The sequence below is a fragment of the Pseudomonas guangdongensis genome (genome assembly GCF_900105885.1).
Taxonomy (GTDB): domain Bacteria; phylum Pseudomonadota; class Gammaproteobacteria; order Pseudomonadales; family Pseudomonadaceae; genus Geopseudomonas; species Geopseudomonas guangdongensis.
Genome location: NZ_LT629780.1, coordinates 1,639,429 through 1,654,559 on the forward strand (window position 1 = coordinate 1,639,429; position 15,131 = coordinate 1,654,559).

The 15,131-nt window shown below is 68.8% G+C and carries 12 protein-coding genes; 4 read left to right on the plus strand and 8 right to left on the minus strand.

Annotated elements, in window-relative coordinates:
- Positions 1-117: 117 nt before the first annotated feature.
- From gltB to hemE, 3 genes are all read left to right on the plus strand, one after another.
- Complete coding sequence (gene gltB, locus BLU22_RS07940) at positions 118-4,563, plus strand: glutamate synthase large subunit (RefSeq protein ID WP_090213457.1); 4,446 nt, start codon at positions 118-120, stop codon at positions 4,561-4,563.
- A gap of 109 nt (positions 4,564-4,672) precedes the next feature.
- Positions 4,673-6,091 carry an FAD-dependent oxidoreductase gene (locus tag BLU22_RS07945; protein WP_090213459.1) on the plus strand — a complete coding sequence of 473 codons (1,419 nt, stop codon included), beginning with the start codon at positions 4,673-4,675 and terminating at the stop codon, positions 6,089-6,091.
- 121 nt (positions 6,092-6,212) lie between these two features.
- Positions 6,213-7,280, plus strand: coding sequence for a uroporphyrinogen decarboxylase (gene hemE, locus BLU22_RS07950; protein WP_090213461.1), 1,068 nt, complete (start codon positions 6,213-6,215; stop codon positions 7,278-7,280).
- A 68-nt stretch (positions 7,281-7,348) separates the two neighbouring features.
- Here hemE and BLU22_RS07955 read toward each other — a convergent pair whose 3' ends face one another.
- The gene (locus BLU22_RS07955; protein ID WP_090213463.1) at positions 7,349-8,590 is read right to left on the minus strand and encodes an MFS transporter; all 1,242 of its coding nucleotides are present in this window, start codon (positions 8,588-8,590) and stop codon (positions 7,349-7,351) included.
- Positions 8,591-8,712: 122 nt separating this feature from the next.
- On the opposite strand from BLU22_RS07955, the gene BLU22_RS07960 reads away from it, so the two are divergent.
- Positions 8,713-9,642, plus strand: coding sequence for a LysR substrate-binding domain-containing protein (locus BLU22_RS07960; protein ID WP_090213464.1), 930 nt, complete (start codon positions 8,713-8,715; stop codon positions 9,640-9,642).
- A 567-nt stretch (positions 9,643-10,209) separates the two neighbouring features.
- Here the strand turns inward: BLU22_RS07960 and BLU22_RS07965 are convergent.
- From BLU22_RS07965 to BLU22_RS07995, 7 genes are all read right to left on the minus strand, one after another.
- The gene (locus tag BLU22_RS07965; protein WP_090213466.1) at positions 10,210-10,536 is read right to left on the minus strand and encodes a c-type cytochrome; all 327 of its coding nucleotides are present in this window, start codon (positions 10,534-10,536) and stop codon (positions 10,210-10,212) included.
- Positions 10,526-10,963: an excinuclease gene (locus BLU22_RS07970; protein WP_090213467.1), complete on the minus strand. Its 438-nt coding sequence runs from the start codon at positions 10,961-10,963 to the stop codon at positions 10,526-10,528. Before BLU22_RS07970 ends, BLU22_RS07965 begins: the two co-directional genes overlap by 11 nt.
- 66 nt (positions 10,964-11,029) lie before the next feature.
- Positions 11,030-12,265: a beta-ketoacyl-ACP synthase gene (locus BLU22_RS07975; RefSeq protein ID WP_090213468.1), complete on the minus strand. Its 1,236-nt coding sequence runs from the start codon at positions 12,263-12,265 to the stop codon at positions 11,030-11,032.
- Entirely contained in the window at positions 12,265-12,993 is a 729-nt protein-coding gene (fabG, locus tag BLU22_RS07980; protein WP_090213470.1) for a 3-oxoacyl-ACP reductase FabG, read from the minus strand. The genes BLU22_RS07975 and fabG overlap by 1 nt, the downstream gene beginning before the upstream one ends.
- Positions 12,986-13,441 (minus strand): ApeP family dehydratase, encoded by a 456-nt coding sequence (locus tag BLU22_RS07985; protein WP_090213471.1) that lies wholly within the window; start codon positions 13,439-13,441, stop codon positions 12,986-12,988. Before BLU22_RS07985 ends, fabG begins: the two co-directional genes overlap by 8 nt.
- Positions 13,441-14,628 (minus strand): beta-ketoacyl-ACP synthase, encoded by a 1,188-nt coding sequence (locus BLU22_RS07990; protein WP_090213473.1) that lies wholly within the window; start codon positions 14,626-14,628, stop codon positions 13,441-13,443. The genes BLU22_RS07985 and BLU22_RS07990 overlap by 1 nt, the downstream gene beginning before the upstream one ends.
- Positions 14,625-15,128: a DUF3261 domain-containing protein gene (locus tag BLU22_RS07995; protein WP_090213474.1), complete on the minus strand. Its 504-nt coding sequence runs from the start codon at positions 15,126-15,128 to the stop codon at positions 14,625-14,627. The genes BLU22_RS07990 and BLU22_RS07995 overlap by 4 nt, the downstream gene beginning before the upstream one ends.
- Between the last annotated feature and the right edge of the window lie 3 nt (positions 15,129-15,131).

Genomic DNA, 15,131 nt, shown 5'->3' on the forward strand with positions numbered 1-15,131 from the left:
CGGCCGCGCTACAATGGCGCATCGCTTGTCGTGTCCCTGTGCGAAGAATCGCTGAATTTGCGGGGTTATTGCGGCATTTAGCCTGAATTAAGTAGAAGTTAGCCGGTGAGAGCGCCTATGAAAGCAGGTCTGTACCAACCCGAGCAATTCAAGGACAACTGCGGCTTCGGTCTGATCGCCCACATGCAGGGCCAGCCCAGCCACCATTTGCTGCAGACGGCCATCGAGGCCCTGACCTGCATGACCCACCGTGGCGGCATCAACGCCGACGGCAAGACCGGCGACGGCTGCGGCCTGCTGCTGCAGAAGCCCGACCGCTTCCTGCGTGTGCTGGCCGCTGAGCAGTTCGGCGTGCACCTGCCCGAGCAGTACGCGGTCGGCATGGTGTTCCTCAGCCGGGACGAGGCGCGTGCCGCCCGCGCGCGCGAGGCGCTGAACGCCGAGATCGCCGCCGCAGGCCTGACCCTGGTCGGCTGGCGCAGCGTGCCGGTGGACACTTCCGTGCTCGGCCGCCTGGCGCTGGAGTGCCTGCCGCGCATCGAGCAGGTGTTCGTCAGCGGCGAAGGCCTCGACGACGCGCAGATGGGCATCAAGCTGTTCTTCGCCCGCCGCCGCGCCGAGGTGGCGCTCAAGGACGACGCCGACTTCTACGTCTGCAGCCTGTCGGCCAAGGACATCATCTACAAGGGCCTGATGATGCCGGCGGATCTCGCCCGCTTCTATCCGGACCTCGGCGATCCGCGGCTGGAAACCGCCATCTGCGTGTTCCACCAGCGCTTCTCCACCAACACCCTGCCGCGCTGGCCGCTGGCCCAGCCGTTCCGCTTCCTGGCGCATAACGGCGAGATCAATACCATCACCGGCAACCGCAACTGGGCGGTGGCGCGGCGCAACAAGTTCGCCAACGAACTGCTGCCCGACCTGGAAAGCATCGCCCCGCTGGTCAACCGCACCGGTTCCGACTCCTCGAGCATGGATAACATGCTCGAACTGCTGGTTACCGGCGGCATGGACTTGTTCCGCGGCCTGCGCATGATCATTCCGCCGGCCTGGCAGAACGTCGAGACCATGGACGTCGAGCTGCGCAGCTTCTACGAATACAACTCCATGCACATGGAACCGTGGGACGGCCCGGCCGGCGTGGTGCTCACCGACGGTCGCCACGCGGTGTGCCTGCTCGACCGCAACGGTCTGCGCCCGGCACGCTGGGTCACCACCAAGAACGGCTACATCACCCTGGCCTCGGAAGTCGGCGTGTGGAACTACGCGCCGGAGGACGTGCTGGCCAAGGGCCGCGTCGGTCCGGGGCAGATCCTCGCCGTGGACACCGAGACCGGCCAGGTGCTGCACACCGCCGACATCGACAACCGCCTCAAGTCGCGTCACCCGTACCGCCAGTGGCTGCGCCAGAACGCCCTGCGCATCCAGGCCAACATGGACGAGGAGCACGGCGCCGCGGCCTACGACGCCGAGCAGCTCAAGCAGTACATGAAGATGTTCCAGGTCACCTTCGAGGAGCGTGATCAGGTGCTGCGTCCGCTCGCCGAGCAGGGCCAGGAAGCAGTCGGCTCGATGGGCGACGACACCCCCATGGCGGTGCTCAGCCAGCGCGTGCGCTCGCCCTTCGACTACTTCCGCCAGCAGTTCGCCCAGGTCACCAACCCGCCGATCGACCCGCTGCGCGAAGCGGTGGTGATGTCCCTGGAAACCTGCCTGGGCGCCGAGCGCAACGTCTTCGAGGAGTCCGCCGACCACGCCAACCGCGCGATCCTCAACACCCCGGTGATCTCGCCGGCCAAGTGGCACACTCTGATGACCCTCGACCGCCCGGGCTTCGAGCGCGAGATCATCGACCTCAACTACGAGGAAGCCGTCGGCCTCGAGGCCGCGGTGCGCGCCATCGCCGACCAGGCCGAGACCGCGGTGCGCGCCGGCAAGGTGCTGCTGGTGTTGTCCGACCGCCACATCGCCCCCGGCAAGCTGCCGGCCCACGCCGCGCTGGCGGTCGGCGCGGTGCACCACCGCCTGACCGAGAAGGGCTTGCGCTGCGACTGCAACATCCTGGTCGAGACCGCCACCGCGCGCGATCCGCACCACTTCGCCGTGCTGATCGGCTTCGGCGCCACCGCGGTCTATCCGTTCCTCGCCTACGAGGTGCTGGCCGACCTGATCCGCAGCGGCGAGGTGCTCGGCGACCTGCACGAGTCGTTCAAGCACTACCGCAAGGGCATCTCCAAGGGCCTGTTGAAGATCCTGTCGAAGATGGGCATCTCCACCGTCGCCTCCTACCGCGGCGCCCAGCTGTTCGAGGCCATCGGCCTGGCCGACGAGGTGGTCGGGCTGTGCTTCCGTGGCGTCGCCAGCCGCATCCAGGGCGCGCGCTTCACCGATCTGCAGGCCGAGCAGCAGCTGCTGGCCCGCGAAGCCTGGAACGCCCGCAAGCCGATCCAGCAGGGCGGTCTGCTCAAGTTCGTCCACGGCGGCGAATACCATGCCTACAACCCGGACGTGGTGCGCCTGCTGCAGGAGTCCGTGCAGCAGGGTGACTACGCGCGCTTCCGCGACTACAGCGCGCTGGTCGACCAGCGTCCGGTGTCGATGATCCGCGACCTGCTCAAGGTCAAGGTCGCCGAGCAGCCGCTGGCGCTGGAGGAGGTCGAGCCGCTGAGCGCCATCTTCAAGCGCTTCGACGCCGCCGGCATCTCCCTCGGCGCGCTGTCGCCGGAGGCCCACGAGGCGCTGGCCGAGGCGATGAACCGCCTGGGCGCGCGCTCCAACTCTGGCGAGGGCGGCGAGGACCCGGCGCGCTACGGCACCCTGAAAAGCTCGAAGATCAAGCAGGTGGCCACCGGCCGCTTCGGCGTCACCCCCGAGTACCTGGTCAACGCTGAAGTGCTGCAGATCAAGGTCGCCCAGGGCGCCAAGCCCGGCGAGGGCGGCCAGCTGCCCGGCGGCAAGGTCAACGGCCTGATCGCCCGCCTGCGCTACGCGGTGCCCGGCGTGACCCTGATCTCGCCGCCGCCGCACCACGACATCTACTCCATCGAAGACCTGGCGCAGCTGATCTTCGACCTAAAGCAGGTCAACCCGCAGGCGCTGGTCTCGGTCAAGCTGGTCGCCGAGCCGGGCGTCGGCACCATCGCCGCCGGCGTGGCCAAGGCCTACGCCGACCTGATCACCATCTCCGGCTACGACGGCGGCACCGGCGCCTCGCCCTTGACCTCGATCAAGTACGCCGGCAGCCCGTGGGAGCTGGGCCTGGCCGAGGCGCACCAGACCCTGCGCGGCAACGACCTGCGCGGCAAGATCCGCGTGCAGACCGACGGCGGCCTGAAGACCGGCCTCGACGTGATCAAGGCCGCCATCCTCGGCGCCGAGAGCTTCGGCTTTGGCACCGCGCCGATGATCGCCCTGGGCTGCAAGTACCTGCGCATCTGCCACCTGAACAACTGCGCCACCGGCGTCGCCACCCAGAACGACCAGCTGCGCAAGGACCACTTCATCGGCACCGTCGAGATGGTGATGAACTTCTTCACCTTCATCGCCGAGGAAACCCGCGAGTGGCTGGCGCGCCTCGGCGTGCGCAGCCTGGGCGAGCTGATCGGCCGTACCGACCTGCTCGAAGTGCTGCCGGGCGACACCGCCAAGCAGGGCAACCTCGACCTGACCCCGCTGCTCGGCAGCGACCACATCCCGGCCGACAAGCCGCAGTTCTGCGAGGTGGAGAAGAACCCGCCGTTCGACCAGGGCCTGCTGGCCGAGAAGATGGTCGAGATGGCCCTGCCGGCCATCCAGGCCAAGCGCGGCGGCGAGTTCGAACTGGACATCTGCAACTGCGACCGTTCCATCGGCGCGCGGATTTCCGGCGAGATCGCCCGCCGTCACGGCAACCAGGGCATGAGCGATGCGCCGATCCGCTTCCGCTTCAAGGGCACCGCGGGGCAGAGCTTCGGCGTGTGGAACGCCGGCGGCCTGCACCTGCACCTGGAAGGCGACGCCAACGACTACGTCGGCAAGGGCATGACCGGCGGCAAGATCGTCATCACCCCGCCGGCCGGCAGCGCGCTGCAGAGCCAGGAGTCGGCCATCGTCGGCAACACCTGCCTGTACGGCGCCACCGGCGGCAAGCTGTTTGCCGCGGGCACCGCCGGCGAGCGCTTCGCGGTGCGCAACTCCGGCGCCCACGCGGTGGTGGAAGGTACCGGCGATCACTGCTGCGAGTACATGACCGGCGGCTTCGTCTGCGTGCTGGGCAAGACCGGCTACAACTTCGGCTCGGGCATGACCGGCGGCTTCGCCTACGTGCTGGACCAGGACAACGGCTTCTTCGACCGCGTCAACCACGAGCTGGTCGACCTGCAGCGCATCAGCGGCGAGCCGATGGAGGCCTACCGCAGCCACCTGCAGCGCGTGCTGCGCGAATACGTGGCGGAAACCGGCAGCGCCTGGGGCGCCGAGGTGCTCGACAACCTCGACGACTACGTGCGCCGCTTCTGGCTGGTCAAGCCCAAGGCCGCGAGCCTCAAGTCGCTGCTGTCCAGCACCCGGGCCAACCCGCAGTAAGGCCGAGCCAGGCCGCCGGTCCCGCGCGAGGCGCGAGAACCGGCGGTCACCCTGATGAGTTTCGCAGCCGCGGGCGCCAGGCCCGGGGCTGCTGCAAAGAGGTTCTGATATGACTGAGCGTCTGCATAACGACTTCCAGTTCATCGAGGTCGGCCGCAAGGATCCGAAGAAGAAGCTGCTGCGCCAGCGCAAGAAGGAATTCGTCGAGATCTACGACCTGTTCAAGCCGGCGCAGGCCACCGAACAGGCGCACCGCTGCCTGGAGTGCGGCAACCCGTACTGCGAGTGGAAGTGCCCGGTGCACAACTTCATCCCCAACTGGCTGAAGCTGGTCTCCGAAGGCAACATCCTCGCCGCCGCCGAACTCAGCCACCAGACCAACACCCTGCCGGAAGTCTGCGGCCGCGTGTGCCCGCAGGACCGCCTGTGCGAGGGCGCCTGTACCCTGGCCGACGGCTTCGGCGCGGTGACCATCGGCTCGGTGGAGAAGTACATCACCGACACTGCCTTCGCCATGGGCTGGCGCCCGGACATGTCGAAAGTCGTGCCGACCGGCAAGCGCGTCGCGGTGATCGGCGCAGGGCCGGCTGGCCTCGGCTGCGCCGACGTGCTGGTGCGCAACGGCGTGACCCCGGTGGTGTTCGACAAGAACCCGGAAATCGGCGGCCTGCTGACCTTCGGTATCCCCGAGTTCAAGCTGGAGAAGAGCGTGCTGAGCCGCCGCCGCGAGGTGTTCAGCGGCATGGGCATCGAGTTCCGCCTCAACACCGAGGTGGGCAAGGACGTGACCATGGAGCAGCTGCTCGCCGAGTACGATGCGGTGTTCATGGGCATGGGCACCTACAACTACATGAAGGGCGGTTTCCCCGGCGAGGATCTGCCGGGCGTCTACGACGCGCTGGACTTCCTGATCGCCAACGTCAACCGCAACCTCGGTTTCGAGAAGTCGCCCGCCGACTTCATCGACATGGCCGGCAAGAAGGTGGTGGTGCTCGGCGGCGGCGACACGGCGATGGACTGCAACCGCACCTCGATCCGCCAGGGCGCCAAGAGCGTCACCTGCGCCTACCGCCGCGACGAGGAAAACATGCCCGGTTCGCGCCGCGAGGTGAAGAACGCCAAGGAAGAGGGGGTGAAGTTCCTGTTCAACCGCCAGCCCATCGCCATCGTCGGCGAAGGCCGGGTCGAGGGCGTCAAGGTCATCGAGACCCGTCTCGGCGAGCCGGACGCCCGCGGCCGCCGCAGCCCCGAGCCGATCCCAGGTTCCGAGGAGATCCTGCCGGCCGATGCCGTGGTGATCGCCTTCGGCTTCCGCCCGAGCCCGGCGCCGTGGTTCGAGCAGCACGGCATCCGGGTCGACGGCTCCGGCCGGGTGATCGCCCCGGAAGCCGGCCAGTTCAAGTTCCAGACCGGTAACCCAAAGATCTTCGCTGGCGGCGACATGGTGCGCGGCTCGGATCTGGTGGTCACCGCGATCTTCGAGGGCCGCCAGGCCGCCGAGGGCATCCTCGACTACCTGGGCGTCTGAGCGGCGGGCGCCCGGCGGCGCCTGACTCCGATCAATGCCCCACGCAAAGGCACGGCACCCGCCGTGCCTTTTGCTGTCCGCTTTGCGACAATGCCGCCCTGACTTTTGCCCGGAGGCCGTGATGACCGCCCTGAAGAACGACCGTTTCCTGCGCGCCCTGCTCAAGCAGCCCGTCGACGTCACCCCGGTGTGGATGATGCGCCAGGCCGGTCGCTACCTCCCCGAGTATCGCGCCACGCGGGCCAAGGCCGGCGACTTCGTCAGCCTGATGAAGAACCCCGAGCTGGCCTGCGAGGTCACCATCCAGCCGCTGGATCGCTATCCGCAGCTGGACGCCGCCATCCTGTTCTCCGACATCCTGACCATTCCGGATGCCATGGGGCAGGGCCTGTACTTCGAGACCGGCGAAGGTCCGCGCTTCCGCAAGGTGATCGGCAGCATGGCCGACATCGAGGCGCTGCCGATTCCCGATGCCGAACAGGATCTGGGCTATGTGATGGAAGCGGTGCGCACCATCCGCCGCGAGCTGAACGGTCGGGTGCCGCTGATCGGCTTCTCCGGCAGCCCTTGGACGCTGGCCACCTACATGGTCGAGGGCGGCTCCAGCAAGGACTTCCGCAAGTCCAAGGCGATGCTCTACGACAATCCGCAGGCCATGCATGCCCTGCTCGACAAGCTGGCCGCCTCGATCACCGTCTATCTCAACGGGCAGATCAAGGCCGGCGCCCAGGCCGTGCAGATCTTCGACTCCTGGGGCGGCGCGCTGTCGGCGGCGGCCTACCAGGAATTCTCCCTGGCCTACATGAAGAAGATCGTTGACGGTCTGATCCGCGAGCACGACGGTCGCCGCGTGCCGGTGATCCTGTTCACCAAGGGCGGCGGCCTGTGGCTGGAGTCGCTGGCCGACAGCGGCGCCGAGGCCCTGGGTCTGGACTGGACCTGCGACATCGGCAGCGCCCGCGCCCGCGTCGGCGCCAAGGTGGCCCTGCAGGGCAACATGGACCCCGCGGTGCTGTACGCCAAGCCGGCGGCGATCCGCGCCGAAGTGGCGCGGATCCTCGCCGCCTACGGTGCGGGCTCGGGGCATGTGTTCAACCTCGGTCACGGCATCACCCCGGAAGTCGACCCGGCCCACGCCGGCGCCTTCTTCGAGGCGGTACACGAGCTGTCGGCGCAGTACCACCGCTGAGTCCCGCGTCAAGCCACGAAGCCCGATCCGCTGATCGGGCTTCGTCGTTTCCGGGGTAAGGCCGCAGGTCAGCCCGGCGCCGCTTTGGGCGGCAGCCGCGACAGGTGCAGCGCCACCAGCAGCGCCACGCCGAGCAGCGCGGCAATGAAGCCGGCGACGCCGTTCCAGCCGGCGTGGGCCCAGAAGAAGCCGCCGGCGGTGCCGGCCACGCTGGAGCCCAGGTAGTAGCTGAACAGGTACAACGACGAAGCCTGGCCGCGGGCGCGCAGGGCGCGGCGGCCGACCCAGCTGCTGGCCAGCGAGTGCGCGGCGAAGAAGCCGAAGGCGAACAGCAGCATGCCGCCGAGCACCAGCAGCAGCGGCCCGGTCAGGGTCAGCAGGGCGCCGGCCAGCATCAGCAGGATCGCCGGCCAGAACACCCGGTGGCGACCGAGGCGGTCGGCCAGCACGCCGGCCTGGGTCGAGCTGTAGGTGCCCGACAGGTAGACCACCGAGAGCAGGCCGACGAACGCCTGGCTCATCCCGTAGGGCGCCTCCAGCAGGCGGTAGCCGATGTAGTTGAACAGGGTGACGAAGCCGCCCATCAGCAGGAAGGCTTCGAGAAACAGCCAGGGCAGGCCGCGGTCGGAAAAGTGCAGGCGCAGCCCCTCGACCAGATTGGCCAGGCTCAGCGGTGTCGGCCGGAAGTGCCGCGAGTCCGGCAGCAGGCGCCAGAACAGCAGCGCGGCGCCGAGGCCGAGCAGCCCGAGGCTGGCGACCGCCGCCTGCCAGGAGACGAAGTCCACCAGCACGCCGCTGAGCAGCCGCCCGCTCATCCCGCCCAGGGCGTTGCCGGAGATGTACAGGCCCATGGCCAGGCCCAGGTGCGGTGGATGGATCTCCTCGCTGAGGTAGGACATCGCCACCGCCACCAGGCCGCTGAGCGCCAGGCCGACCAGCGCGCGCATCAGCAGCAGGGTTTCCCAGCTGGGCATCAGCGGCGCCAGCAGGGTGCACAGCGCGGCGGCAAGCAGCGCGGCGACCATCACTGGCTTGCGCCCGACGGCATCCGACAGCGGGCCGGTGAACAGCAGGCCGACGGCCAGGGTCACGGTAGAGATCGACAGCGCCAGGCTGCTCTGCGCCGCACTCAGGGCGAAGGCGGCGGAGAACACCGGAAGCATCGGCTGCACGCAGTAGAGCAGGGCGAAGGTGGCGAAGCCGCCGGCGAACAGCGCCCAGTTGGTGCGGCGGAACAGGCGCGTGCCCTTCTCGATGTAGGCCGGGGGCGGGGAGTCGTGTCGGTCTGCCGGAGCGGCCAGGGTGTGCATCGGGAGCCTCGCGAAGCGTGCGGCCGGCGGCGGGGGCGCCGGATGCCGGCAAGCATAGGGGAGGCGATATTCTTCGCTCCAATATATTATTCGACTCGTCTGATAGGTATGGCGAATCAATCATGGAGCTTAGGCACTTGCGCTACTTCGTCGCCGTCGCCGAGGAACTGCACTTCGGTCGCGCGGCACTGCAACTGGGCATCTCCCAGCCGCCGCTGAGCCAGCAGATCCAGGCCCTGGAGGACGAGCTGGGCGTGCGCCTGCTGGAGCGCACCAATCGCCGGGTGGCGCTCAGCGAAGCCGGCCGGCTGTTTCTGGTCGAGGCCCGTGCAGCGCTGGCCCAGGTCGACAAGGCGGTGGCCGTGGCGCGCCGTGCCCAGCGCGGCGAGCTGGGCGAGCTGAAGGTCGGCTTCACCTCCTCGGCGCCCTTCACCTCGACCATTCCGCGCGCCATCCAGGCGTTCCGCCAGGCCTGCCCGGAGGTGCATCTCGACCTGCACGAGCTGAGCAGCCGCGGGGTGGCCGAGGCGGTGTACGAGCGGCGCCTGGCGGTGGGGATGATCCGCCCGCTGGCGCTGCCCGAGGGCATGACGGCGCTGGAACTGTTCGCCGAACCGCTGGTGGCGGTGCTGCCGGCCGGCCACCGGCTGGCGGCGGCGGACGCGGCGCTGACCCTGTGCGAACTGGCCGAGGAGCCGTTCGTGTTCTTCCCGCGCACCTTCGGCACCGGCCTCTACGGCCAGCTGCAGCAACTGGCGCGGGCCGCCGGCTTCTCGCCGCGCATCGTCCAGGAAGCCAGCGAGGCGATGACGCTGATCGGTCTGGTCGCCACCGGCCTGGGCGTCACCGTGCTGCCGGCCTCGTTCAGCCGCATGCGCATCGACGGCGTGGTCTGGCGCACCCTCGCCGACCCCGGCGCCAGCACCGCGGTGTGGCTGGTGCGCCGCGAGGACGAGGCATCGCCGCTGGTGGGGCGATTTGTCGAGTTGCTGGAGGCCGAGGCGCAGCGCAGTCGACTGCAGGCAGGTGCAGTTGGTGGGCGTTCCGCCTGATTTCCCGGTAGCACCTTTTATTACTCGCTGACTGTCGGTGCCGTGGCCGGTAGCGCCGGAGCTGCGCTAGCAGGGACACGGCGTGGCGTGTTGCCGATCTGCGCCAGCAGCCGGTCGATGACCGGATCCACCTTGGTACCCTGCCAATTCAGCAGCGAGTACCGTGCAGGTGGTAGTCGGCGCGTGCTACCTCGCGTCGTTCCGGGCCTAGGATCCGCGTCAGGTAGGGCACCACGTACCAAGAGCGTCTGGTGCTGTAGCTCAGGATGTAGTTGCATCCCACGCGCTGCGGCTTGGTATGCACGCAGGTCTCGATACCGTGACGGGCGAAGCCGGCGCGCAGCACCGGAACGAAATTGCCTTGGGGTTCTCCTCGATGCAGACATGGTTTGGCGCAACCTGCAGAGGGGAAGTCTGCACCGCTCTGTACAGCCTGTCAGTACTGCGGCAGCCGGCAGGGTGGTAGAAAGAAGCGAGTGTGATCTTTTTGTCGACATGTCCTTTGTCGGGTGGAGCGGTTGCATGGAGCCGGGGTAGCCGTGCCGGAATCTCCGGCACGGCTTGCGCTCAGGGGTGTACCAGTGCGCGAACCACCTGAACCAGGGTGGCGCGTTGCTCCTCAGTGAGAGATTCGCGATAGGCCGGCATGGCGCCGGGGCCTTTGTCGATCGCGTGCAGGATCTCGGCATCGCTGCGCTTGTCCTGCCAAGTGCGGTCGCTCAGGTTCTCGGCGCGGAACAGCCAGCCGCGCCAGGTTTTGCCACGGCCTTCGTCGCCGTGGCACTTGGCGCAGTACTGGCGATACAGCGCCCGGCCGTCGTCGGCGAGCGCCGTCTGGCCGGCGAGCAGGGCGGCAGCGAGCAGCGCAGCTACCGGAAGGCGCTTAGCGGACATTGGCTAGGTCTGCCTTGAGTGCGACGCCGGCCATGATGGCGCCGGCATGGCATTCGTACTTCTGGCGATCCTTGTACTCGACGTGCTGGTAGTTGCTGGTGATGTTCACCACGGCATTGGCGCCTGCCGCCTTGGCGGCATTCTGCATGGCGATCAGCGCCGACTGCAGGGCCCAGCTGCAGGCCGCCTCGTCGGTCTTGTTGAAGGCGTTGGTCTTCTTGCTGGTCGACACGCCGCTGCGTACGATCTTGGCGCCGGCCGGAGCGCTGGCCAGGTAGAACTTCACGCTGCCGTCGAGGCGGCCGGCATTGGTGGCTTCCTGAACCACGCTGGCGAAGTCGAGGTGGTGGGTGGTGTCACGCGCCTGGCTGATACCCGGCAGGGCGGCGAGGAGCAGGGCGGCAGCGGTCAAGCCTTTAAGTTGCATGGTCGTCTCCTTGACGAAGTGGCGGCCGGGCCGGCATGGCCGCGGCCAGCAGGGTATTCCGTCGGTTCAGCGCCAGCGGCGGAAGATCAACGAGGTGTTGACCCCGCCGAAGGCGAAGTTGTTGTTCATCACGTATTCGTGGCTCATCCGCCGCGGCTCGCCTTGCAGATAGTCGAGTTCGCCGCAGCGCGGGTCGATGTTGTCGAGGTTGAGGGTGTGGATGTACTGGTCGCGGTTGAGCATCTCGATGCTGAACCAGGACTCCAGCGCCCCGCAGGCGCCGAGGGTATGGCCGAGGTAGCTTTTCTGCGAGCTGATCGGCATGCGCGGGCCGAACAGGCTGCTGGTGGCCTGGGTTTCGGCGATATCGCCTTGCTCGGTTGCCGTGCCGTGGCCGTTGACGTAGCCGATGGCGTCGGCCGGCAGCTCGGCATCTTCGAGTGCCAGTTCCATGGCGCGGCGCATGGTCGCCTGCTCGGGCTTGGTGACGTGCTGGCCGTCGGCGTTGCTGCCGAAGCCGACGATCTCTGCGTGGATGCGTGCGCCGCGGGCCAGGGCGTGCTCCAGCTCCTCGAGCACCAGCATGCCGGCGCCCTCGCCGATCACCAGGCCATCGCGGCCGACGTCGTAGGGGCGTGGCGAGCTGTGCGGTGCGTCGTTCTTCAGGCTGGTCGCGTACAGCGCGTCGAACACCATGGCCTCGGTCGGGCACAGCTCCTCGGCACCGCCAGCGAGCATCAGCGGCAGGCGGCCGTATTTGATCGCCTCGTAGGCGTAGCCGATGCCCTGGCTGCCGCTGGTGCAGGCGCTGGAAGTGGGGATCATCCGCCCGGTGAGGCCGAAGAAGATGCTGATGTTGGCCGCGGTGGTATGCGGCATCATGCGCACGTAGGAGTTGGCGTTGAGGCCATCGGCTACCGAGTTGAGCAGCATGTTGCCGAACGCCTTGATATCCTCGGTACTGCCGGTGGACGAGCCGCAGGCCACACCCATGCGTCCGTCGCGGATGCTCGTATCGTCATGCAGGCCGGCGTCGGTCAGCGCCCGCTCGGCGGCCAGCACCACCATGCGCGACACTCGGCCCATGCTGCGCAGCTGCTTGCGGGTCCAGTGTGCCGGTACCTGGAAATCGTCGATCGGCCCGCCCAGACGGGTGTTCAGTTCGCTGAAACGCTCCCACTCGGGCATATGGCGGATGCCGCTGCGGTTGGCGCAGAAGTTGCCGTGCAGGGTCGCCCAGTCGTTGCCCAGGGCGGTGATGCCGGCCATGCCGGTGACCACCACGCGTCTTGGCTTGGCCATCAGCACAGCCCTCCGTTGACCGCGATGACCTGGCGGGTGATGTAGGCCGCCTCCTCTGACATCAGGAAGTTGACCAGTCCGGCGACTTCCTCGGGGGTGCCCATGCGCTGCGCCGGGATCATCTTGAGCATCTCCTCGACCGGCACGTGCTCGTCGAGCATGGCGGTGTCGATCAGCCCGGGCGCCACGCAGTTGACCGTGATGCGGCGTTTGCCCAGCTCGATCGCCAGGGCCTTGGCGGCGCCGATCACCCCTGCCTTGGAGGCGCTGTAGTTGACCTGGCCGCGGTTGCCGATCAGCCCGGATACCGAGGTGATGCAGACGATGCGCCCGGGCGCGCGGCGGCGCACCATCGGCATGGTCAGCGGGTGCAGCACGTTGTAGAAGCCGTCGAGGTTGGTGCGCAGCACGCGGTCCCAGTCCTCGCCTTCCAGCGCCGGGAAGGCGCCGTCGCGGGTCAGGCCGGCGTTGCAGACCACTCCGTACCAGGCGCCATGGCGTTCGATGGCGGCCTCCAGTTGGGTGCGGGCGGCCTCGCGGTCTGCCACGTCGAACTGCAGGATGTCGGCGTCGCGGCCCAGCGCGGCGATTTCGGCGGCGACCGCCTCGGCTTCGCTGCGACCGCTGCGGCAGTGCAGGGTGAGGTCGTAGCCGGCGCGCGCCAGGCGCAGGGCGATGGCGCGGCCGATGCCGCGGCTGGAGCCGGTGACCAGAATGCGTTCAGTCATGGACGGGGTCCTGGAGATAGCGGGCCGCCTGCGGCGGCCGGAATACGTTAAGGCGGGCTTCGACATGGATGCCCGGGCCGAGCAGCCGGCACTCGAACACGCCCATGCCGCTGTCGTCTTCCAGCGAGCGGCTGGCCTGGATGCGCAGTTCGCTGCCGGCGGGGAAGTGGTCGACGTTGCACTGGTAGCTGCGTGTGCCGAGTAAAAAGCCCAGCTCCACCGGCAGCCCGGCGCGGCGTGCGCGGCAGCCGGCGTAAGCGGCGACGCTCTGCGCCATCAGCTCAATGCCGACCCAGGCCGGCAGGCTGCCGTCGGCGCGGTTGAACAGGCCGCCGTTCCGCACGGTAAGGCGGGTCTCGATGCGCTCCTCGTCGCAGTGCTCGATGGCGTCGAGCAGGATCATGTTGCCGGCGTGCGGCAGCAGCTCGGCGAGGGACCAGGGGATCATCAGGGTTCTCCGAGAATCAGGCTGACATTGCTGCCGCCGAAGGCGAACGAATTGCTCATCAGCCGGAGCGGCGCGCCGGCCGGCAGCCGCGTGGCGCAATCGGCGAGGCGCAGGCGCGGCAGTTGCGGATCGGCATAGCCGTCCCATACCTGCGGGATCAGCCGGCGCTGGGGATTGTATGTGGCGTCCAGGCTCAGCCAGCAGAAGGCCGCCTCGAGGGCGCCGGCAGCGCCGAGGGTGTGTCCGGTCAGCGGCTTGCTCGACGAACAGGGTACACCCTCGGGGAACACCGCGGCGGTGGCCAGGCTCTCCATCGCGTCGTTGTGCGCGGTGGCGGTGCCGTGCAGGTTCAGATAGGCGATCTCGTCGGGCTGCAGGCCGGCGTCGGCCAGCGCCGCACGCATCGCGGCGATGGCGCCGAGGCCCTCGGGCTGCGGCGCGGAGATGTGGTAGGCGTCGGAACTGGCGCCGGCGCCGAGCAGCGCCAGCGGTGCCGGCTCGCGGCTCATCAGAAACAGCGCGCTGGCCTCGCCGATGTTGATGCCGCGGCGGTTGGCGGAGAACGGGTTGCAGCGCTCGCTGGAGACTGCCTCGAGGGCGCCGAAGCCATTGAGGGTCAGTGCGCACAGCGAGTCGACGCCGCCGCACAGCACCGCGTCGCAGATGCCCAGGCGCAGCAGGCGGCGCGCGGCGAGCAGCGCGCGGGCGCTGGAGGTGCAGGCGGTGGAGATTGCGTAGGCCGGGCCGCCGAGGCCCAGGTGGGCGGCGAGGAAGGCCGCCGGCGCCGCCAGCTCCTGCTGGCCGTAGTGGTAGTCGGGCGGGAACTGACCATCCTGCAGCTGCGCAGCGATGCCGAGTCCCGCCTCGTGGATGCCGCTGGTACTGGTGCCCAGCACTACGCCGATGCGCGCTGCGCCGTGGCGGGCGATGGCGGCGGCGATCTCCGCGCCGATCTCTTCGGCGGCGGCCAGCAGCAGGCGGTTGTTGCGCGTGCGCCAGGCCGGCGGACAGTCGGTCGGCAGGTCCGGCAGCGCGGCGTCGACCGCGCCGACCGGCAGCGCAGCGTCCAGCCAGTCGGCGCGCGGGCGGACGCCGCCGGCATCGCCGGCGAACAGCCGGGCGGCGACTGCCGCCTTGCCGCTGCCGAGTGCGCAGGTCAGGCCCAGGGCGTTGAGATAGGCGGTCATGGCGCGGTTCCTTGCAACGGGCGCACCCGGTAGGCGCGGCCTGCGCCGAGCTCCAGGGTGAATTCTTGTGGGGTGCGGTAGTTCACCTGCCAGCGGTGCCTGCCGTCAACCGCCATGCATCGATGGTCGGAGTCGGCCTGCCACGCCTCGGCCGGCCATAGTGCCGGCAACTGTGCGCGCGGCGCCAGGGCGAACAGCAGTGCGGCGAACAGCTCGCGGGCCTCGGGGTTGGGCGGCAACAGGCCGTCATTGTGCCACTGGCCATCCTCCAGCAACTGGCGGGCCAGCGGCAGGCCGAGCGGGTCGAGCAGGCTCCAGCGCAGGCCGCGGCCCTCGTCCTGCAGCACCAGCAGCCAGTCCTGCACCTGCCCGGCGTCCTGCCGCTGTACGTGCAGGGTCAGCGGCAGCGCCAGCTGTGGTGCCTGCGCGGGCAGCGGCGCCCGGCTGGCGCAGCCGCCGAGCAGGAGCAGCAGCGCCAGCAGCAGGACGCTGCTGCGCATGCG